Below are 20158 nucleotides of genomic sequence, written 5' to 3'. Positions count from 1 at the left end.
CCGCGCACCACGGAAGGCGCAGGGATGACGAAGAGCCCCAGGGCCCTGGACGCCGCCCGCCTGGCGGACGGGTCCCGTCTCGCGGACGGCGCCCGTACCCTCGACGGCGTCCGCGCCCTCGAAGGCGCGTGCCTCTCGGACGCGTCCCGCCTCGCCGAGGGGTCCCGCTTGGCGGACGGGTCCCGCGTCCTCGACGGTCCGCGCCTCTCGGACGGGTCCCGCCTCTCGGACGGGTCCCGCCTCTCGGACGGCGCCCGCCTCGCCGACGGGCTCCGCGCCGCGGACGGCGGTGCCGCGCTCCCCTCCGTCGGCCCCCCGCGTACCTCCGCCGATCCCGACCGGGTCGCCCTGCCGCCGCGCCGGTCCGTGGCCGAGCCGCCCTTCACCGCGTCGCTCGTCGCCGTCGACTGCGTCGCCGTGCTGCTGGGCGCCCTGGTGCTGGCCGCCGGGCAGCGCGAGGCCGCCCTGCTCATGCAGCTCACCCTCTGCGTGGCCGCGCTGAACGCGCAGGCGGGGCTGTACCGCCCCGGCCCCCTCGCCTCCGTACTCGACGAACTGCCCGCCCTCGCCGGGCGCGCCGCGTTCGGGTGGTGCGCGGCCGCCGCGCTGCTCGCCGCGCAGTCACCGCGGCACGCCGTCGGGCCGGCGGCGCTGGCCTCCGCATACGCCCTGCACATGGCGTTCGTGACCGCCTGCCGTGCCGCCGTCCACCACCGGCGCCGCCGGGCCGTGCGCGCCCATCCGCGCTCCGCGCTCGTCGTCGGCCCCCTCCCGGCCGCACAGCGGCTGGTCGGCACGCTGGCCCAGCATCCCGAGTACGGGATCCGGCCGGTCGGCATCGTCAGCACCCACCGGGCGGCCACGCCGGAGTCGTCGCTGCCGGTGCTGACGACGACGGAGGAGATCCAGCGGGCCGTCATCCAGAACGGCGTACGCGACGCGGTGTTCACCGACGACGACCGGCCCGACCTCGTCACGCTGTTCCGCCACCACGGCTGCGCCGGCTGGCTGGTCGGCCGTGGCGCCGGCGCCGGGGCGGGGATGAGCCGGCACCTGTGGGGTTTCGCGTGCCGCCGTATCGACGCGCCGCACGACCACCGCGGCCGGCTGCCCAAACGGCTCCTCGACCTCACCGTCGCCGCGCCGATGCTCCTCCTCATCTCGCCGCTCCTGCTGTTGTGCGCCACCGCGATCCGGCTGTCGGACGGCCCGGGCGTGCTCTTCCGCCAGGAACGCGTCGGCCAGGACGGCCGGTTGTTCACCCTGCTGAAGTTCCGCACCCTGCGCCCGGCCGACGACCAGGAGGCGGCCACCCGCTGGAGCGTCGCCCACGACGAGCGGATGAGCGGCGTCGGCGCCTTCCTGCGCCGCACCTCGCTCGACGAGCTGCCACAGCTGTGGAACGTCCTGCGCGGCGACATGAGCCTGGTCGGCCCGCGCCCCGAAAGGCCGTACTTCGTCGCCAAGTTCAGCCGCGTCCACCCCGGGTACGCGGCGCGGCACCGGATGCCCGTCGGACTGACCGGGCTCGCACAGGTGCACGGGCTGCGCGGCGACACCTCCATCGAGGAACGGTGCCGCTTCGACAACCACTACATCGACCACTGGTCGCTCTGGCAGGACGTGTGCATCCTGCTGCGTACGGCGGCCTCGCTGCTCCGCCCGGCGGGCAGCTGATGCCCCTCCCGCGCTGGGCACCGCTGGTGCCCCTGCTCGCCGTCGTCGCGCTCCTCGCCGTGCCGCCCGGCGACAACACCCAAGGCGGCGGCACGGTCGCGGACGCGGCCTCCGCCGTCCTCGTCGCCTTCTGCCTGGTACGGGCCGTACGCGCCCGGGCACGCCCGCTGGACCGGGTGGCGGCCGTCGTGCTCGGCCTGCCGGTGATCGGGGTGTGCGCGGCGGCCGTCGCCTCCCACGACCCGGCGGGCGCCCTGCCGGGCGTCGCCCGCTACCTCCAGGTCTTCGTCCTCGTACCGGCGGCCGTGGTGCTGCTGGTACGGGACCGGCGGGACTTCGCCCTGGTGAGCTGGGCGCTCATCGGTCTCGCTCTCGCGCAGGGGGCCGTGGGCGTCGTCCAGTACCTGACCGGCACGGGCGCGTCGTACCAGGGCGAGGACGTGCGGGCGGTGGGCACGTTCGGGCCCACGGACGTGATGGGCATGTCGACGGTCGTCGCGTACGGGCTGGTGGCGGCCGTGGGCATCGCGCTCGGGCCGCCCGGCCGGGTCCGGGCCGCGGCGCTGGTCTGTGCCGGGCTGCTCGTCCTCCCGCTGGTGGTCTCCTTCAGCCGGGGCGCGTGGATCGCGACGGTCGTGGCCTGCGGGCTGCAACTCGCGCTGTCCGGCGTACGCAGGGCCGTGCGGGTCGGGCTCGTCGCCGGGGCGCTCGGGGTCGTGCTGGTCGCGGGGTTCGGCGCCGGCTCGCGGATGCTGGAGGAGCGGGTGGCGAGCATCACGCAGGTCACGGCCGCGCCGGACCAGTCGGTCACCGACCGGTACACCATGTGGGCGGCGGCGGGCGCGATGTGGCGCACCGAGCCCCTCACGGGCGTGGGCCTCAAGGGCTTCCCGCAGTACCGCGACAGCCACGCCTCGCTCGCCCTCTCGTCGGGCAGCGACACCGCGGGCGCGGGCCACGCCTTCGCGCGGCAGCCCTTGCTCTCGCCGCACAACATGTACCTGCTGGTCCTCGGCGAGCAGGGGCTGCTGGGCGTGCTGACCCTGGTGGGCAGCTGGCTGGCGCTGCTGGTGTGCGCCCTGCGCGGGCTGTCACCGGCGCGGTGGGCGGACCGCCGGAGGCCCGAACGCGCCGCGCCCGACTGCGCGCTGGTCGCGATCGGGCTGCTGGTCTGGCAGCTCGTCGACTTCGTGTACGCCGACATCGGCGGCCCGACGACGGTCCTCACCGCGGTGGTGCTGGGTCTCGCCGCCTGGTGGGCGCTCGTACCGCGCGACACCCACGGCCCGGTTCGCGTCGACGTCGGCATCGACGGGGCGGTGGCGGCGCGTGGCTGAGGCAGCGCGGGCCGTCGCGCTCGCCGAGCCGCCCGGCGCCGCCCCCTGGCGGCCGTCCAACCGTCTCCTCGCCCGCGCCGCCCTCCTCACGGCCGCCCTGACGGCCGCGGGGGCCGTGCTCGGGCTGGTCCGCGACCAGTTGCTGGCCCACACCTTCGGGGCCGGTACCGACACGGACGCCTTCCTGGTCGCCTGGACCGTGCCGGAGTTCGCCGCCACGCTGCTCATCGAGGACGCGATGGCGCTCATCCTGGTGCCCGCGTTCAGCAGCGCCCTCGCCCGGCGGCAGGCGGCCGCCGGGGAGGACCCGGTACGGGCGCTGGTCCGGGCCACGCTGCCCAAGGCGGTCCTGGGCATGGGGGTCGCCGCGGGCCTCCTGGTGCTGGCCGCGCCCTGGCTCGTACCCCTGCTGGCACCCGGGCTGCCCCAGCAGCGGCTCGCGGTCGACTGCACCCGGCTCACCGCGACCTGCGTCCTCACCTTCACGCTCGCCGGGTACTGCAGCGCGGCCCTGCGCGCCCACGGGCGGTTCCTGCCGCCGGCCGCGATCAACGTCGCGTACAACACGGGCATCATCACCGCCGTCGTGCTGCTCGGCGCCCGGTGGGGCGTGCGTGCGGCGGCGGCCGGGGTCGCGGCCGGCGGCGCGCTGATGGTGCTGGTCCAGGCGCCCTCCCTGTGGCGGCGGTTGCGGGCGCGGCGCACCGTGCGGGGCCTGGGCGCCCCCCGCAGCCGGAGCGGTGGCCGTACGGGCGGGCTCGTCGTCGCCCTGCTGGCGCCGGTGATCGTGTTCACGGTGACGCGCCAGTCGCAGGTCCTCGTCGAGCGGTTCCTCGCGGCGCCGCTCCCCGCCGGTGCCATCTCGCACCTCAACTACGCGCAGAAGGTCGCGCAGTTGCCCATGGTGCTGTCCCTCATGATGTGCACGGTCACCTTCCCCGTCGTGGCGCGCGCGATGGCCGCGGGCGACACGCACACCGCCCGCCGCCGGGCCGAGCGGGACCTGCTGCTCGCCGGCGTGATCGTCCTCGCCGGCGCGGCGACGGTCGTCGCCGCCGCACCGCAGATCGTCGAGCTGCTCTTCCAGCGCGGCGCGTTCGACCGTACCGACACGGCGGCCACCGCCGCCGTCATGCGCGTCTACGCGCTCGGGCTGCTCGGCCACACCCTGGTGAGCGCCCTGGTCCGCTGCTACTTCTCCGCCTCGGCGCCGCTGTGGTACCCGGCCGTCGTCATGGCGGCCGGCGTCGCCGTGACCGCCGCGGCCGGACTCGCCTGGGTCGGCCCCTGGGGCGCCACCGGTATCGCCGCCGGCAACGCCCTCGGCATCACGCTCTCCGCCGCCCTCCTCCTGCTCGGCGTACGCAGGCAGGGCATCCCCCTGCGCACCGGCCGCCTCGTGCGCGGCCTGGGCAGGCTCGCCGCGGCCGCCGGATTCGCCACCGCGGCGGGGTGGTGCTGCGCGGCCGGCCCACCGCTCACGGCGACCCTGCTCGCCCTCCTCACCGTCACCGTCGTGTTCCTCGCCGTCGCCTGCGCGCTGCGGGCGCCGGTGGTTCCCTCCCTGCTCCACTCCCTCATCCGTCTCATCCGTACCGCTTCGCGGAGGCTCGCTCATGGCCCCTCGGACCCCACGCCCCTGGGTGGCGATGTACCACTCGATCGACGACACCCGGGATGACCCGTACCAGGTGACCGTCTCCCCGGCCCGGCTCGACAAGCAGCTGCGCTGGCTGCGCGACCGCGGGCTGCGCGGCGTCGGCGTACGGCAGCTGCTGCTGTACGCGGCCCGGCACGGCGACACGCGCGGACTGGTCGGCCTGACCTTCGACGACGGGTACGCCGACTTCCTGGAGCACGCCGTCCCGATCCTGCGCCGCCACGACTGCACGGCCACCGTCTTCGTCCTGCCGGGTCGGCTCGGCGGCGACAACGCGTGGGACCCGCGCGGACCGCGCAAGCCGCTGCTGACCGAGTCCGGCATCCGCCGCTGCGCCGCCGCCGGAATGGAGGTCGCCTCGCACGGGCTGCTGCACGTCTCCCTGCCGTCCGCCCGCGACCAGGTGCTGCGCGAGGAGACCGCGCGCAGCCGGGAGCTGCTGCGCACGCTCATCGGCCGGGCCCCGGACGGCTTCTGCTACCCGTACGGCCACCTCGACGCGCGCGTGGCCCGGGCCGTGCGCGAGGCGGGTTACGCGTACGGCTGCGCCATCGACCCCCCGGCGGGGCTGGCCGGTGTGTTCGCGCTGCCCCGGGTGCACATCGGCGAGCGGGACGGCACATGGCGGCTGCACGCCAAGCGCCGGCTGCACGGGGTGCGGCGCGCCGGCGTGGACCTGGTGCCCGCCTCATGAGGGTGCTGCACGTCATCACGGGCCTCGGCATCGGCGGCGCCGAACAGCAACTGCGCCTGCTGCTCCCGCAGATGCGCCACGCGACCGACAGCAGCGTCGTCACGCTCACCAACCCCGGCCCGGTCGCCGACGCGCTGCGCGCCGACGGCGTCCGCGTCACCCACCTCGGCATGCGCGGCAACCGCGACCTCGCGGCGCTGCCCCGCCTGACCCGGCACATCCGGCACGGCGGTTTCGACCTCGTCCACACGCACCTGTACCGGGCCTGCCTGTACGGGCGGCTCGCCGCCCGGCTCGCCGGTGTCCGCACGGTCATCGCGACCGAGCACTCGCTGGGCGCGACCGGGATCGAGGGCAGACCGCTGAGCGCCGGTGCCCGCGCCCTGTACCTGGCCGGCGAACGGCTCGGCACCGCGACCGTGGCCGTCTCCGACACCGTGGCGCGGCGTCTGGCCGACTGGGGGGTGCGTCCCGCGCGCATCCGGGTCGTGCCGAACGGCATCGACGTCGGGCGCTTCGCCTTCGACGCGCGGGCGCGGCGGGCGGCGCGGCGGCGGCTGGGCATCGCGCCGGACGCCTACGTCGTCGGCGCGGTGGGCCGGCTGGTGGCGGGCAAGCGGTTCGGCACGCTGATCCGCGCGGTGGCCCGGGTGCCCCGGGCCCGGTTGCTGCTGGTCGGCGAGGGCGAGCAGCGGGGGCGGCTGGAACGGCTCGCCGCGGAGTGCGGCGCCGGGGACCGGGTGGTGTGTGCGGGCGCGGTGTCGGGCGGGCTGCCGGAGCTGCTGTCGGCGATGGACGTGTTCGTGTCGACGTCGGCGGACGAGGCGTTCGGGCTGGCCGTCGTGGAGGCGCTGGCCGCCGGGCTGCCCGTGCGGTACGTCGCGTGTCCCGCGCTCGACGACCTGCCGCCCGGCGAGGCGCCCGGCGCGCGGCGGATCGGCGGGTCGGTCGCCGACGTGGTCGCCGCGCTGGACACCGGCCCGGGGGAGCGGCTCCCCGTGCCCCCCGCCGTACACCGCTACGACATCGCGCACAGCGCCCGGCAGTTGCTGTCCCTCTACCACGAAGCGAGTGACCGATGAGCCCCCATTCCCTTGTCGTACGCCGTGTGATCGGCTGGCTGACCCGGCTGAGGAGCACCGCCCTGAGGGCCCGTCGCCGCCGGTGGCTCGTCCCGGCGGCCGTGGCGCTGGGGATGGCCTGCGGCGGTGCGTACGGACTGCTGTCGACCCCGCAGTACGCCGCGACCAGCTACGTCATCGTCGTACCGGCCGCCTCGTCCGACCCGGCCGGGGCCATGGGGCTCGCCCAGGCGTACGGGCGGGTCGCCACCGACATCGCGGTCACCGGCGACGCCCAGGTCGCGGCCGGCGTCCCGGAGAGCACCCTGCGCGCCGGCGTCCGGGCCGCGACCTCGCCCGACGCGCCGATGATCTCCCTCACCGGCCGGGCGGCGGACCCGGTCACCGCGGCGGCCATGGCGGACAGCGTGGCCCGGGCCCTGGTGGAGAAGGGCAGCCACACCCAGGAGAGCACCGGCGTGAAGGTCCTCCAGTTCACCCGGGCCGCCACACCGACACGGCCCGTCTCGCCGTCCGCGCCGCTGTCCGTGCTCGTCGGCGGCTGCGCGGGCGGGCTGCTGGGCGGGCTCGCGCTGCTGGTCCGGCCGCGGGGGACCGCCCGCGACCGGTACGGGTCCGGTGAGGCCGCCCGTACGCCCGTACCCGGCCCGGGCTCACCCTCCCTGGCCCGGCCGGAGGCGGTATGAGCTGGGAGACGACCGTCTGCCGGGACGGCGAGGAGTTCGGCCGGCTGGCGGGTGAGTGGGCCGGCCTGTACCGCCGGTGCCAGGCGGCCACCCCGTTCCAGGCGCACTCCTGGCTGCACTCGTGGTGGGTGTCGTACGGGACCCCGGGCCGCCTGCGCCTCGTCCTCGTCCGCAGGGACGGCCGGCTCGTCGCCGCGGCACCGCTGCGGCTGGTGCCGGGACCGGTGCCGGTGCTGACCCACCTGGGCGGCACCATCACCGACTTCTCCGACGTGCTCGTCGACGACGCGTGCCCCGAGGCCGTCCCCGAGCTGACCCGGGCGCTCGGCGACCTCGCCCGTGCCGCCGTGATCGACCTGCGGGAGGTACGGGAGGGCGCGGTCGCCGAGCGGATCTGGGCGGGCTGGCAGGGCCCGCGCCACCGGCTCGCCGACTCCACCTGCCTGGAACTGCCGCCCGTCCCCATCGACGAACTGGTCGGCCGCCTCCCGCGGGCGCGGGCGCAGCGGGCCCGCGCCAAGCTCCGCAAGCTGGACAGCGTGGGGGTCGAGGAGCACGTCGTCCCGCCGTCGGAGATCCCCGGCGCCGTGCGGCGCCTGCTGGACCTGCACCGACGACAGTGGGCGGGCCGGCGCGTGACGGCGGAGCACCTCAGCCCGCGCTTCGCCGAGCACCTGGAGCGGGCGGTGCGGCCGATGGCCGAGGCGGGGCACGCGATGGTGACGGAGTTCCGCATCGCCGGTGACGTGGTCGCCGCCAACGTCACCCTGCTGTCACCGCGCCTGTCGGGCGCCTACCTGTACGGGGCGGATCCGGTGCTGCGTACGACCAAGGTGGACGTGCTGACGATGCTGCTGCGCAACTGCGCCAAGGAGTGCAGCGCGAGCGGCCGGACCACGCTCAGCCTGCTGCGCGGCACCGAGCCGTACAAGCGTCAGTGGCGTCCGGCGCCGGCCCGCAACCAGCGGCTGTTGCTGGCCCGCCGCCGGATGGGGCCCGCCCTGATGCTGCGCGCCGCGTACGCGGGCGGGCGCGGCTGGGCGGCGGAGCGGGTGCACGCGCGGCGCGGCGACGGCGGGGGGTGACCCGCCGTTCGCCGCGCCGGGTGGTCAGAAGGCGCGGTGCCGGAGCCAGTTGAGGGGGACGCACACCGTGCCGCCGAGCCACTCGCGGATCCACGGACCGAGGTCCATCTCCCGGCAGGCGGGCGCGGCGGGGTCAGCGGGGTCAGCGGGCTGCTCCGGCTTCGGCTCCGGTTCGACGGGCTTCGGCTGCGGTGCCGTGGGGTCCGGCTCCGGTTCCGGCGCGGCGGGGTCCGTGGGCTCCTCCGGCTTCGGCTTCTGTTCCGGGTCGACGGGCTCGGGCCGCGGCCGCTCCTCCTCGGGCTTCGGCTGCGGCCTCGGCAGCGACAGCATCGTACGGAACACCTCGGACGACTTCGGGTTGTCGTCGCACTGCCAGACGCCGTGCGGGCAGTAGTCGCTGATCGTGTGGTACACGGGTTGGTGCCGGTCGATCCATTCCAGCATCCGGCGCATGTACTCGGGATTGTCGCCGTTTCGGAACAGGCCCCACTCGGGGTACGAGATGGGCTTGCCGTGGGCTGCGGCGAATTCCACGTGATCCCGCAGACCGTAAGGCTGGTTCACCTGATCGTCGAAATTCTCGCCCGGGGGCTGGTCGTATGAATCCATGCCCACGATGTCGACGACGTCGTCGCCGGGATAGCACTCCGTCCACGGAATGGCGTCCTCCCCGCGACTCGGTGCGAAGTCGAACCGGAACCGCTGCCCGGGCACGGACCGCATGGTGGTGACGATGCGTCTCCAGTACGTCTTCCACGCCTCCGGATCCGGCCCGCACCGGTGCGTGTACGTGATGCCGTTCATCTCCCAGCCGAGGACGAGGACGGTGTCCGGCGCCCCCAGCTGGACGAGGTGTTCGGCGAGCACCCGGAAGTGGCGGTCGAACCGCCCGTCCGCCGCCATCCGCAGCATCCGCCGTACGGCCTCGTCGGGCAGCCGGGCCTCGTTGGGCGCCAGCATGGGGACGTTGAGCACGAAGAGCCGGTCCGCACGGGCGCGCCGCCACTGCGCCCAGTGCTCCAGGAAGTCGGGCCGGCCCTCGATGTTGCTCCACAGGTCACCGGGCAGGTAGGTGTGGCCCACCCGCAGCTCGGTGCCGCCGAGCCACTTCCGCAGCCCCTCCATCCGCTGGATGCCGGGCGGCCCGTAGTGGAGATAGGCGCCGAACGCCGTGGTCACCGCCGGGGCCGCCGGTGGCACGGGGTCCCGCGCCGGAGGCGGCTCGGCGGTGCGGCCGGCGGGCGCCACGACGGTGCCCGCGAGGACGAGACCGGCCGTGAGCACCCCCAGCCGGGTACGCGTTCGCTTCCCTGTCCGATCGGCCATCTCTGCTCCTTCGCGGCGCGGCGCCGGGCCGTCCGTCAGATGGATAAAAAGTATTCCTATTCGGCCGACCGGGAATGTCGCCCGGCATTTCAATGGACCATCGGTGTAATTCATCGCCCACTTGGGGTATCGACGACGAACGCGCGGGGAGCTGACGGTGCCGTCCCACGGCCCGGCCATGCGGTTCGTGTACGGCACGGGGCACACGGCGCCACGGTTGGCGCGGGGGGTGGAGCGGCGGCTGCGCGCCCCCGGAGGGACGGGAAAAGCCGGCCCCGGAACGTGCGTCCGGGACCGGCTCGCCCTGACCGGCCGAAGCCGTGGCGCCGTGTCGGCCTTACTTGTTGACGCAGACGTTGCCGGCGGCGGGGTTGAGCGCGCCGACGACGTTGACGGTGTTGCCGCACACGTTGATCGGAATGTGAATCGGCACCTGGACGATATTGCCCGAGAGGACACCGGGGCTGCCCACGGCGACGCCCTTCGCCTCCGCGTCGGCGGCGGCAGGCGTGGCCGCACCCAGGGCCATGACGATGCCGGCGACGGCTACCGCGGCCTTCTTGCACTTCATGGATCGACTTCCTTTCCACAGGAGGAAGTCATGCCACGGATTTCATGGCGAACGAGCCCACGGACGGACCCGGCTTCCACTGCGAAAATCACAGCTAATACGAAAGGAAAAAGATACTGTCGAGCAACCTTTCGGGGCCGGTTCACTCGAACGCGGAGCGGTGATTGCAGGTGAATGGCTCACCGGCCGGGCCAGATGGGGCGGGACACCAACGCCTGCCATTCGTGATCGGGAACCCCGGGCGTCGCTCTTCCCTGGGCCCTCCATTCGCGCATCAGTGAGAAATAGATGGGCGACGGTTCAGTCCCGGCCGCCTGCCTGCTCTGGGGAATCAGAGGCACACGCTGCCATTTCCCGGCGCGAGAAGCCATGCCGCACCTTCCGTTCGCAGCCCTGGCGAGGCTCTCGCATCATGTCACAGGGTGTGCCCGCATCAGTGCGAAATCGTGACGAACCGCAGCCGGACGTGGTCGAGGGTGCGGGGCAGCGGCCGGTCGGCCCGCAGCGGCTCGGTCCGGTAGGTCCGCCGCTCCAGCAGCACCGCCAGCATCGTCGAGGTCACCAGCAGCACCAGGTCCTGCCCGGACCCCTCGCCCGGGCCCGTGCCGAACGGCATCAGCGCCTCGACGTCCTGCGCGGTCCCGTCCAGCCAGATCTCCGGCGTGAACCGGTCGGAGTACGGCAGCGCCTCGTCCCGGTGGAACAGCGGGGCGTACATCAGGAACTCGGTTCCGGCGGGGAGCGTCTCATCACCCCAGGGCGTGTCCCGTACCGACTCGCGCAGCAGGAACGGCGTGGTGGGCCACAGCCGCACCGACTCCAGGACGCAGGCGCGGGTGTACGGCAGGAGGCGGGGTTCGGTGAGGTCGCTGACGGCCAGTTCGTCGCTGACCTGCCGGGCCTGCCGCTCGTGCGTGGCGAGCAGGGCGAGGGTGCGGAAGGCGGCGATGCCCGCCGAGTCGAACGCGTACAGCCAGTACGGCGCCTCGACCGCCGGATCCGTGCCGAGCGCGCCGGCGAGGCTCCCGGCCCGGGCGCGGCCGAGGGGGTCGAGGTGATCGCGCAGCCGCCGCTCGAACCGCTCATGGGGGCCGTCCAGCGCCGCGGTGAGCGCGGTGTCGTCGCGGGCGGTGTCCCCGATCACGGCGCGGCGGGCGGTGCGGTCCCAGGCGGCCGAGAAGGAGGTCCAGTCGAGCTCCCCGGCCCGGGCGGTGGTGGCCCGGAGGAGCTCACCGGCCTCTTCCCGTACCGCGCGCACCATCCGTGGCGCCAGGTCGTGCGACCGGTGGCCGTACGCCAGCACCGCTTCGTTGAACGCGCGCCGCTCGTCGCGCCGCGTCCCGAGCGGCATGAGCACGCCGCGCGGCTGGAACCGCTCGGGGACGGCGGCCTTCTCGCGGGTGGCGGGGGAGTACGGGTCGGGCGTGGCGTCCAGCACGCGGCGGGCGTCCTCGGGGAGGAGGAGGACCGCGAAGGTACGCCCGGCGGCGTCGAGGCGGAGCGGGCCCGGTCCATAGCGGCGGCGCAGCGACGTGAGCAGGCCGCTCGCCCGTCGGTCGACGGCGTACCGCTCGGCGAGGGGGGTCTGCGCGCGGCGCCGGGCGAGGCCCCCTGAGGCCAGACCCGGCGCGATCACCTGGGCGGCCAGCCGTGCGACGTCCCGCCCGCTCGGCCGGACCGGCGTGTGCGGCCCGGCCGCGGGCGGTGGGTGCCGCCCCGGCCGCGTCGGGTCGGTGCCGGTCATGGGGCCCGGGTTCCCGGGCGATCAGCCACGAAACGGCGGGTCGAACCGGGGGCGACGACCCGGGCGGGGTCACAGGACCAGGCGGAGTGCCCGGACGCCGAGGTCCGCCCGGACGCGGGCAGAACGGCGCGCCCGGACGAGGTCGGGCGCCCGGGCGGGGCGGATGCCGGACGGGTCAGCCGCCCGTCGTCGGGCCGCCGCTGCCGAAGCCGCCACTCGGGGCGCCGCGCCACTTGTGGTCGTCCTCGCTGCGCGGCGAGGTGTCCGGCTCCGTGTTCTCGTGCTTCAGCTCGTACGGCATCACCCGGTCCTCACGCTCGGTGAGCTCGGCCGGCCTGCGGTAGCCCTCGGCCTCACCGGGCAGTCCGGCGTCCGCCGGCCGGTGCGGCTGCTCCTCCGGCTTCGGGGGCTCGGGCTCCCGGTTCCTGATGCGCCGACCCAGCCAAAAGGCGCCGATCAGGAACCCGACCAGGATGATTCCCGCGACCAGCGGGCCGATCCCGACGAGGTGATCCCGCTCGGCCATTTCCATGCTGTTGGTGATGAGAGCGTCCATACGACGCGTGTACCCGCTCTCACGCCCGGTCAGACAAAGACAAAACTATGGTCGTAAAAGCCGTGAGTCCGTCTTTTGTCGATTGCGCTCTTCGGGTGACATGGCGGAACTGAAACCGGCCGGGGCTGTTGATCAGGGCGACCCAAGCACCGGGTCTCTCGACGAGAAGGATGGACCATGATCAAGAAGGTTCTGGCTACCGCCGGCGTGGCCGCGGCCGTCCTGGGCGCGTCCGCGCCGATGGCCGCTGCGGTGGGCGACCACGGGGTCGACACCATGAACGGCAACGCCGCCTCCCAGACGTACGGCAACACCGTCACCGGCGGCTACATGAGCCCGCAGATCGGGCTCATCCAGGGCTCGCTCAACAAGCCCTGCATCGCTCTGCCCGTCGAGGACGTCCAGAACATCGCGGCCCTGATCAACATCGGTGTCCAGGACATCCTCAGCGACCAGCAGAACCAGCAGTGCGTCGAGAACTCCACGGCGGTCAAGGGTGACGCCGCTCTGTCGCACATCCTCGAGAACGTCCTGTCGGAGAACGGCGCCGCCTCCGTCGACTGAGGAGTGTGGCCGCCGGCCCGCGCGACGTCCGCGCGGGCCGGTCCCCACTGCGGCCACCATGGCCGCACGCACGAAGACTTCGGTAACCGCATGGCGCCCTCCCCGAGTGGGCGCGGCAGGACGACCCGAGCAGCGGGTCTCTCGACGAGAAGGATGGACCATGATCAAGAAGGTTCTGGCTACCGCCGGCATGGCCGCGGTCGTCCTGGGCGCGTCCGCGCCGATGGCCGCTGCGGTGGGCGACCACGGGGTCGACACCGTGAACGGCAACGCCGCCTCCCAGACGTACGGCAACACCGTCACCGGCGGTCACATGAGCCCGCAGATCGGGCTCATCCAGGGGACGCTCAACAAGCCCTGCATCGCTCTGCCCGTCGAGGACGTCCAGAACATCGCGGCCCTGATCAACATCGGTGTGCAGGACATCCTCAGCGACCAGCAGAACCAGCAGTGCGCGGAGAACTCCACGGCGGTCAAGGGTGACGCCGCTCTGTCGCACATCCTCGAGAACTTCATCTCCGAGAACTTCAGCGTCGCGGCCGACTGACACCGGCTCCGTACGGAGTGACCGCAGGGGCGGGCCCCGCATCCGAATCCACGGATGCGGGGCCCGCCCCTGAGGCATGTGTCGAAACATTTGTGGCAGGCCGTCGCGTCAAGGGAGTGAGGGGGGGGCGACAGCGGCGCCGCGGTGGTGAAGGGGGAGGGCATGAGAAGGTCACGCGCGGACGAATTCATGGAGTTCGCGGCCGGACGGTCGGGACACCTCTTCCGCTCCGCGGGCCTGCTGGCGCGTGGCGACATCGCGGCGAGGACCTGGTGCAGGAGACGCTGGGCCGGATGTACGCGATGTGGGGACGCATGGCACGGGTGGGCAACCCCGCCCGGGTACGCCCCGGACCGCCCTCGTACGCACTTTCCTCACGCGGCAGCGGCGGCGCTCGGCCACCGAGCGGCCGATGGCCCAGCTGCCGGACACCGCGCCGGCGTAGGCGGACGACCCGGCCCCGCGCGTCGCGGTGAGCGGGAAGTGGCCGGCCTTCAGGCAGTGACCGGCACGGGCGGTCACTTGGCGTCGGCGTAGCAGGTCACCGTCGCCGTCGTGAACGGAAACCGCACCGGTGTGTCGCCGAACGTGATCCGCCCGGCCATGTCGCCGGCCGCCCGGATCGCCTCGGCGACCGCCGGGGCCTCCTCGGCCGGGCAGTGCACGATCACCTCGTCGTGCTGGAAGAACACCAGCTCCGCCCGCATCCCGGCGGTGGCCTGTCGCAGCGCGGCGAGCATCAGCAGCGCCCAGTCGGCGGCACTGCCCTGCACCACGAAGTTCCGGGTGAACCGGCCACGCGCCCGGGCGTTCACCGACGCGTACCCGGGCGTGAACTCGCCGTCGGAAGGCGGCTGTTCGGTGTCCTCCTGAGGGAGGCCGGCCTCGTCCGCCTCCGCGGCGCCCGCCGCGCGGGGGCTCGTCCGGCCCAGCCAGGTCCGCACCAGCCGCCCCTCCTCGCCGGCCTTCGCCGCGTCGTCCACGTACGCCACCGCGCGCGGGAACCGGCGGCGCAGCGCGGCCAGGTTCTTCAGGCCGTCACCGCTCGTCTGGCCGTAGACGGCGCCCAGCAGCGCCAGCTTGGCGTGCGCCCGGTCGCCGGAGAACGCCCGGTCCGACAGGCGCGTGTACAGGTCGTCCCCGTGGGCCGCCACCTCCATCAGACCGGGGTCCCGGGAGATCGCCGCCAGCACACGGGGCTCCATCTGGTCCGCGTCCGCCACCACCAGCCGCCAGCCCTCATCGGCGACCACCGCACGGCGGATCACCTTGGGGATCTGCAGCGCCCCGCCGCCGTTGGCCGTCCAGCGCCCGCTGACGGTGCCGCCCGGTACGTACTCCGGGCGGAAGCGGCCGTCCCGTACCCAGTCCTGGAGCCAGCTCCAGCCGTGCGCCGTCCAGATCCGGTACAGCTTCTTGTACGCGAGGAGCGGTTCGACGGCCGGGTGGTCGATCTCCGCCAGCTCCCAGCGGCGCGTCGAACGCACCTTGATCCCGGCCTGGGCGAACGCCTTGACCACATCGGCGGGCAGGTCCGGGCGGACGCGGCGCCCGAAGGCCGCCGACACCTCGTCCGCGAGCTCCGCCAGCCGGCGCGGCTCGCCGCCGCCCGCGTACCGCTCGCCGAGCAGCTCGTGCAGCACCCCCCGGTGGACGTCCGCCCGCCACGGCAGTCCGGCCCGGGTCATCTCGGCGGCCACCAGCATCCCCGCCGACTCGGCCGCGGTCAGCAGCCGCATCCGGCCGGGGTGCTCGGCGGCCTCGTGTCTTCGCAGCTGGTCGGCGTACACCTCCAGCAGGCCCTCGAAGGGGACGCCCGGACCGGAGGGCGGTTCGAACAGCGACGACTGGGAGCCCGGTTCGGCCGCCCTGAGCGGCGGGTCGGACGGTACGGGGCGGCCGTGCAGCCGCGCCCAGGCCGCCGCCGCCGAGCGCGGCTCACCCAGCCGCCCCTCGTGCCCGAGCAGCAGCTGCTCCGCGGCCTCGATGTCGTAACACCGCTCGACGCGCACCCCCGCCGCGAGCAGCCGGGGGTGGATCTCGGCCGTGGACCGCCACACCCACCGGCCCACGCCGGGGCGGGAGCGCACCGCCTCGACGAGATCGGGCTCGGTGAGGACGGGACCGGCGGGCAGCCCGCCCTCGCCGAGCGGGACGAGCCGCGCCCCGCCGCCCTCGGTGGAGTCCAGAGCCCAGCGTTCGTTCACACGGGCGAGTCTGACACCCGGCACCGACAATCAGGCCGGAGGCGATCCACCACCCGGGGGTGGTCCGGGCGTGGATAAGGTGGTGCCGGACCTGGGGTCTCCAGGTCGTGCACCGGGAGGTGACGCATGGCGCGGGCCGGTCTGACGGCCGACCGTCTGACTCAGGCGGCAGCGGCCCTGGCGGACGAGGTGGGCCTGGACAAGGTCACGGTGTCCGCGCTGGCGCGGTCCTTCGGCGTCAAGGACGCCAGCCTGTACTCGCACATCAAGAACCTGGCGGACCTGCGCACACGGGTCGCCGTGCTCGCCGCGCGGGAGTTCGCCGACCGCCTCTCGGCGGCGGTGGCCGGCCGCGCGGGCGGCGACGCGCTGCGGGCGTTCGGCCACGCCTACCGGAGCTTCGCCCTGGAGCACCCGGGGCGGTACGAGGCCAACCAGCTGCGGCTCGACCCGGCCGTGATCGCCGGCTCGCCGGGCCACCTGCGGAACATCGAGACGACGGGCGCGGTGCTGCGCGGCTACGGACTGACCGAACCCGACCTGACGGACGCGGTCCGCTTGCTGCGCAGCACCTTCCACGGCTGGATCAGCGTCGAGGCCGCGAACGGCTTCGCCCACCCGCGCGATGTGGAGACCTCGTGGGAGCGGGCGCTCGACGCGCTCGACCTGCTGCTGAGCACCTGGCCCTCGCGCGGCTGACCCGCCCCGCCGCCCTGGTGGCCCCGGTCCAGGGCGCCGTCGGCGCGGCTCGCGCGGCGGACCCACCGTCCACAGGCTGTGGACGGTGCGGCGCGTCACCCCCGTACCGCCCGCGCGTACACCTCCAGCGCCGGCAGCGGTTCCCGCCCCAGCAGCGCCCGCAGGTCGCTCCGCAGCTCCCGGCCGTCCATGAAGCCGTGCGCGATCGCCGCGTACGTGCCGGTCACCATCGGCACCTGGAAGGGCGCCGCGCCGGAGGCCGCGACGGCCGCGCGGGCGGCGGCGAGCGTGCCCGGTTCGTACGTGGCGCCGAGCGCCGAGGCCAGGTCCCCGCCCGACAGCGCCCGCTCGCCGACCAGCTCGTAGACCCGGCCCGCGTGGGGCGCCGGGTCCGTGGCGACCCGGAGCGCCACCTCCGCGAGGTCCGCGCGCGCCACCGCGGCGAGACGGCCGTCACCGAGCGGCGCGGTGACGCGGCCGTCCGGGCCGGGCGGGGCGAGGTGGGCGAGCAGCTCGGCGTACAGGCCGTTGCGCAGGATCGTCCACCGCGCCGCCGACCGCCGCAGACGGCGCTCGGTCCAGCGGTGCGCGAGGGCGTACGGGAGGTGGTCGCCGTCCCCGGAGAGGCTCGTGTAGACGATGTGGGCCACCCCCGCCTCCTCGGCCGCCGAGATCGCCGCCTCGTGGCGGGCCACGACGGTGTCGTCCTCCCCGTACCCCGCCGAGATCAGCAGCAGGGTCCGCACGCCGGCGAAGGCGTCCGGGAGGGAGGAGGGGTCGTCGAAGTCGACGCGGCGGGCGCCGGGGACACCGGCCGCACCGGCCGACCGGGTGCCGAGCACCACGTCCCGCCGCCCTGCCGCACGCTCGGCGATGAGCGCTCCGAGGCCGCCCGAGACACCGGTGATCAGCAACATGAAAAGGTCCTTCCGTTCGACGCCTGCGACCATGGTCCGTGGGTGGCGGCGTCCACATAAGGAGGCACTTTCATGTCGGCGGGGCACACAGAGGTAACCACCGAGCCGGTGGTCAGCTGCGCGGAGGAGTGCGGTGTACGGGACGTGCAGGACCGTCTCGGCGACAAGTGGACCGTGCACGTCGTGGTGGAACTCGCGGCGGGCGTCCGGCGGTTCAAGGAGCTCCAGCGACTCGTCCCCGGCATCTCGCAGCGCATGCTCACCCTGACCCTGCGCCGCTTGGAGCGGGACGGGCTCGTCACACGGACCGTGCACCCGACCATCCCGCCGCAGGTCGAGTACGAGCTGACCGGGACCGGGCACAGCATGACCCACCTGATCAAGGCGCTGGTCGACTGGTCGCTCGCGCACCGTCCGGTGATCGCCGAGGCCCGCCGCGCCTACGACGACGCGCAGTCACGGACATGAGCGGCACCACCGTCGAGCGGGCGCTGGCCGCCGCCCTGTACACCCGGGACGACGCCGCCCTGGACACCGGCGCCTCGCTGCTCGCCGCCGACCCGGGCGCGGACGCGGAACTGGCGCGCCGCGGTGAGGAGTTCGTGCGTCGCGCCTGGCAGCGGGGCTGGCAGCCGGCCGACGTCGTACGGCTCGTACGGCGTGACCTCGACGACCACCATGTGCGGCTGGTGTCGGGCCTGGTCGCCGCCGAGACCCGCGCGTACGCGACGCTGCCGCCGCGCTGGGACGCGCAGCTCGCCGAACTGCCCGACGCCGAGTGGCGCGCGGACCGGTTCTCGTACGCGACGGCCGTGCTGGAGCTGTACCGGCTGCTCGCCCGCCTCCCCGCGATCGGGCCGGTCGGCCCGGCGCCGGGCGCGCCGCCGTCGCACGCCGTGCCGGTGCACGGCGAGCCGCGCATGCTGGCGCGCATCCGGGCGCTGCTGGCCAAGGCGGAGGCGACCGGGTTCCCGGAGGAGGCGGAGGCGCTCACCGCGAAGGCGCAGGAGCTGATGGCACGGCACAGCCTCGACGAGGCGGCCCTCGCCGCGCGCACGCACAGCGCGGACGAGCCCGCGGCGGTACGGATCGGCGTCGACGCGCCGTACGAGACCGCCAAGGCCATCCTGCTGGACGCGGTGGCGGGCGCGAACCGGTGCCGGGCCGTGTGGAACGAGGCGTTCGGCTTCTCGACGGTCGTCGGCTACGAGCCCGACCTGGAGGTCGTCGAGCTGCTGTACACCTCGCTGCTCGTCCAGGGCACGGGCGCGATGACGAAGGCGGAGGCCGCGCAGCGGGCGGGCGGCCGGAAGCGGACGAAGACATTCCGCCAGTCGTTCCTGCTGGCGTACGCGCACCGGCTCGGCGACCGGCTCGCCTCCACCTCCCGCCGGGTCACCGCCGAGGAGCCGACCCTGCTCCCGGTCCTGGCGGCGCGGGACGTGGCCGTGACGGAGCGGACGGAGCGGATGTTCCCCGAGACGACCACGACACGGGTGCGGGGCGCGACGGACGCGGAGGGCTGGCACCACGGCACCTCGGCGGCGGACCGGGTGAGGACGACCCCTCCGGGCGGCGCGCTGCCGGGGTGACCCGCGAGGCCTGCTCGGCGTGGGCGGGGAGACCTGGGTCCGGACCGTTGCGGAGCGCGTGCTGCCGGCGCCGGCGGGCGGGGGCCGGCGATGGCGGCGTACGCGGTGTACCCGGCGTGGGAGGCGCCCCGGCTGCGCGGCCGGCTCGCCGGCGGCGGACGGGCGTCACGCCGCACGCGTGCTCGCCCACTGCGCGAACCCGGCCGCCCCGGACGGCGCAGAGGTGCGCGAGGCCGTGCTCGCCACCCGTACCGCCCGGGTGGCCGGGCGGGAGGCCCTGGCGCGGGCGGCCCACGAGCCCGTTCGGCACCGGGGCCTGTCCCGCGCCGCCGCCGACGGCGCGGAAGCGGCGCTCGCCCGGCTGGGCCGCGTCACGATGCTGATGGAGGCCCACCTCCCGGACCGCGACGCCGCCCCGCTGCCGGCCGCCGCCGCCCTCACGGAGGCGCTGCGCCACGCGACGGAGCGGGGCGCCGAGGACATCCGGGAGCGCCGCGTCCCGCGCCGGGACGAGGTCCACGAGGCCCGCGTCACGGAGGACGAGGTGCCCGACGCGGTCGTCCGCAACAGGGTGCGCATGCTCGGCGAGGCCCTGGGCGACCTGTCGGACGCCTTGGAGGAGGGCTGAGGGGGAACCGGGCCGTGTCCCCTCAGCCCCGCGGACGATGCCCCTGCGAGGACGCTCCTCAGGGCTGCGGCGGGAGGGACGGCAGCGACGACGGTACGGCGCTGAGCGGTGACTTCGTCAGCGTGTCCTTCTTGCCGCTGTCCCAGGTGACGACGATCTTCCTGCCGTCGCTCGTCACCGCCGAGCCCGTCGCCCGGTCGGTGTTGCCGTCCTGGCACTTGACGCCCAGCGTCACCCTGCCGGGGCGGGCGCTCCTGGCCGAGCCCTGGCAGAGCCGGGACTCCGCCAGGACGACGGCGTGCCCCTTCTTGATGGTGAGGTTCACGGCCTTGCCGTCGGTGATGCCGAGCCACGCGCCCTCGACGTCGTCCGCGGCGGTGGCGCCGTCGGCCGGTTCGGGGGTGGCCGGGGACGGCGTGGCGGTGACCGCGCCGCCCTTGTCCTTCTCCCGGCCGGCGCCGCCGCTCCTGTTGTCGTCCCCGCCACCACCGCAGCCGGCCAGCGCGAGCGCGGTCAGGCAACCGACCGCCGCGACGACCCGGTTCCGTATGAGCCTGTGCACGTTCAGTCCCCCTTGTCGGTGTCC

20 protein-coding genes and 1 pseudogene are annotated in these 20158 nt (G+C 74.7%); 14 read left to right on the top strand and 7 right to left on the bottom strand.

What is annotated here, in order from left to right; genetic code table 11:
• Positions 1-24: 24 nt before the first annotated feature.
• The 7 genes from ABZZ38_RS22130 to ABZZ38_RS22100 are packed head-to-tail and all read left to right on the top strand — an operon-like array spanning position 25 to position 8221.
• Entirely contained in the window at positions 25-1677 is a 1653-nt protein-coding gene (locus ABZZ38_RS22130; protein ID WP_356742574.1) for an exopolysaccharide biosynthesis polyprenyl glycosylphosphotransferase, read from the top strand.
• Entirely contained in the window at positions 1677-3014 is a 1338-nt protein-coding gene (locus ABZZ38_RS22125; protein ID WP_356742618.1) for an O-antigen ligase family protein, read from the top strand. Before ABZZ38_RS22130 ends, ABZZ38_RS22125 begins: the two co-directional genes overlap by 1 nt.
• Positions 3007-4695, top strand: coding sequence for a lipid II flippase MurJ (locus ABZZ38_RS22120; RefSeq protein WP_356742572.1), 1689 nt, complete (start codon positions 3007-3009; stop codon positions 4693-4695). Before ABZZ38_RS22125 ends, ABZZ38_RS22120 begins: the two co-directional genes overlap by 8 nt.
• Positions 4631-5368 carry a polysaccharide deacetylase family protein gene (locus ABZZ38_RS22115; RefSeq protein ID WP_356742570.1) on the top strand — a complete coding sequence of 246 codons (738 nt, stop codon included), beginning with the start codon at positions 4631-4633 and terminating at the stop codon, positions 5366-5368. The genes ABZZ38_RS22120 and ABZZ38_RS22115 overlap by 65 nt, the downstream gene beginning before the upstream one ends.
• A complete protein-coding gene (locus tag ABZZ38_RS22110; protein WP_356742567.1) occupies positions 5365-6450 on the top strand; it encodes a glycosyltransferase in 1086 nt (361 codons plus the stop codon). Before ABZZ38_RS22115 ends, ABZZ38_RS22110 begins: the two co-directional genes overlap by 4 nt.
• Positions 6447-7136: a lipopolysaccharide biosynthesis protein gene (locus ABZZ38_RS22105; protein WP_356742563.1), complete on the top strand. Its 690-nt coding sequence runs from the start codon at positions 6447-6449 to the stop codon at positions 7134-7136. Before ABZZ38_RS22110 ends, ABZZ38_RS22105 begins: the two co-directional genes overlap by 4 nt.
• Positions 7133-8221 (top strand): GNAT family N-acetyltransferase, encoded by a 1089-nt coding sequence (locus ABZZ38_RS22100; protein WP_356742560.1) that lies wholly within the window; start codon positions 7133-7135, stop codon positions 8219-8221. Before ABZZ38_RS22105 ends, ABZZ38_RS22100 begins: the two co-directional genes overlap by 4 nt.
• Before the next feature lie 24 nt (positions 8222-8245).
• Here ABZZ38_RS22100 and ABZZ38_RS22095 read toward each other — a convergent pair whose 3' ends face one another.
• The 4 genes from ABZZ38_RS22095 to ABZZ38_RS22080 all read right to left on the bottom strand — a co-directional run bounded on the left by ABZZ38_RS22095 (position 8246) and on the right by ABZZ38_RS22080 (position 12418).
• Positions 8246-9547: a glycosyl hydrolase gene (locus tag ABZZ38_RS22095; protein WP_356742555.1), complete on the bottom strand. Its 1302-nt coding sequence runs from the start codon at positions 9545-9547 to the stop codon at positions 8246-8248.
• A 337-nt stretch (positions 9548-9884) separates the two neighbouring features.
• Positions 9885-10118 (bottom strand): chaplin, encoded by a 234-nt coding sequence (locus ABZZ38_RS22090; RefSeq protein ID WP_356742553.1) that lies wholly within the window; start codon positions 10116-10118, stop codon positions 9885-9887.
• A gap of 433 nt (positions 10119-10551) precedes the next feature.
• On the bottom strand, positions 10552-11862 hold the full coding sequence (locus ABZZ38_RS22085; RefSeq protein ID WP_356742551.1) for a cytochrome P450: 1311 nt from the start codon (positions 11860-11862) through the stop codon (positions 10552-10554).
• 175 nt (positions 11863-12037) lie between these two features.
• Positions 12038-12418 carry a DUF6479 family protein gene (locus ABZZ38_RS22080; RefSeq protein ID WP_356742549.1) on the bottom strand — a complete coding sequence of 127 codons (381 nt, stop codon included), beginning with the start codon at positions 12416-12418 and terminating at the stop codon, positions 12038-12040.
• Between the two features lie 177 nt (positions 12419-12595).
• On the opposite strand from ABZZ38_RS22080, the gene ABZZ38_RS22075 reads away from it, so the two are divergent.
• From ABZZ38_RS22075 to ABZZ38_RS22065, 3 genes and pseudogenes are all read left to right on the top strand, one after another.
• Positions 12596-12982, top strand: a complete 387-nt coding sequence (locus tag ABZZ38_RS22075) for a rodlin (protein ID WP_356742547.1) — start codon at positions 12596-12598, stop codon at positions 12980-12982.
• Positions 12983-13142: 160 nt separating this feature from the next.
• On the top strand, positions 13143-13529 hold the full coding sequence (locus ABZZ38_RS22070) for a rodlin (protein WP_356742545.1): 387 nt from the start codon (positions 13143-13145) through the stop codon (positions 13527-13529).
• Between the two features lie 162 nt (positions 13530-13691).
• Positions 13692-13971, top strand: a pseudogene (locus ABZZ38_RS22065) (SigE family RNA polymerase sigma factor); the annotation flags it as partial.
• A gap of 76 nt (positions 13972-14047) precedes the next feature.
• Here ABZZ38_RS22065 and ABZZ38_RS22060 read toward each other — a convergent pair.
• On the bottom strand, positions 14048-15736 hold the full coding sequence (locus ABZZ38_RS22060; RefSeq protein ID WP_356742543.1) for a bifunctional 3'-5' exonuclease/DNA polymerase: 1689 nt from the start codon (positions 15734-15736) through the stop codon (positions 14048-14050).
• 126 nt (positions 15737-15862) lie between these two features.
• Between ABZZ38_RS22060 and ABZZ38_RS22055 the strand changes: the two genes are divergently transcribed.
• Entirely contained in the window at positions 15863-16435 is a 573-nt protein-coding gene (locus tag ABZZ38_RS22055) for a WHG domain-containing protein (RefSeq protein ID WP_356742541.1), read from the top strand.
• Between the two features lie 95 nt (positions 16436-16530).
• Here ABZZ38_RS22055 and ABZZ38_RS22050 read toward each other — a convergent pair whose 3' ends face one another.
• The gene (locus ABZZ38_RS22050) at positions 16531-17352 is read right to left on the bottom strand and encodes an NAD(P)H-binding protein (RefSeq protein ID WP_356742539.1); all 822 of its coding nucleotides are present in this window, start codon (positions 17350-17352) and stop codon (positions 16531-16533) included.
• A gap of 72 nt (positions 17353-17424) precedes the next feature.
• Here ABZZ38_RS22050 and ABZZ38_RS22045 point away from each other — a divergent pair, with 72 nt between their 5' ends.
• The 3 genes from ABZZ38_RS22045 to ABZZ38_RS22035 all read left to right on the top strand — a co-directional run bounded on the left by ABZZ38_RS22045 (position 17425) and on the right by ABZZ38_RS22035 (position 19572).
• Complete coding sequence (locus ABZZ38_RS22045; RefSeq protein WP_356742536.1) at positions 17425-17820, top strand: helix-turn-helix domain-containing protein; 396 nt, start codon at positions 17425-17427, stop codon at positions 17818-17820.
• The gene (locus ABZZ38_RS22040; RefSeq protein ID WP_356742533.1) at positions 17817-18944 is read left to right on the top strand and encodes a DUF2786 domain-containing protein; all 1128 of its coding nucleotides are present in this window, start codon (positions 17817-17819) and stop codon (positions 18942-18944) included. The genes ABZZ38_RS22045 and ABZZ38_RS22040 overlap by 4 nt, the downstream gene beginning before the upstream one ends.
• A gap of 178 nt (positions 18945-19122) precedes the next feature.
• Positions 19123-19572: a hypothetical protein gene (locus ABZZ38_RS22035; RefSeq protein ID WP_356742528.1), complete on the top strand. Its 450-nt coding sequence runs from the start codon at positions 19123-19125 to the stop codon at positions 19570-19572.
• 58 nt (positions 19573-19630) lie between these two features.
• Here the strand turns inward: ABZZ38_RS22035 and ABZZ38_RS22030 are convergent, their stop codons facing one another.
• Positions 19631-20134, bottom strand: coding sequence for a hypothetical protein (locus tag ABZZ38_RS22030; RefSeq protein ID WP_356742524.1), 504 nt, complete (start codon positions 20132-20134; stop codon positions 19631-19633).
• Between the last annotated feature and the right edge of the window lie 24 nt (positions 20135-20158).

This window comes from Streptomyces sp. NPDC006368 (genome assembly GCF_040612535.1).
In the GTDB taxonomy this organism is placed as follows: Bacteria; Actinomycetota; Actinomycetes; order Streptomycetales; family Streptomycetaceae; genus Streptomyces.
The sequence above is the reverse complement of the archived record's forward strand: the minus strand, read 5'-3'. Positions and strand labels throughout refer to the sequence as shown.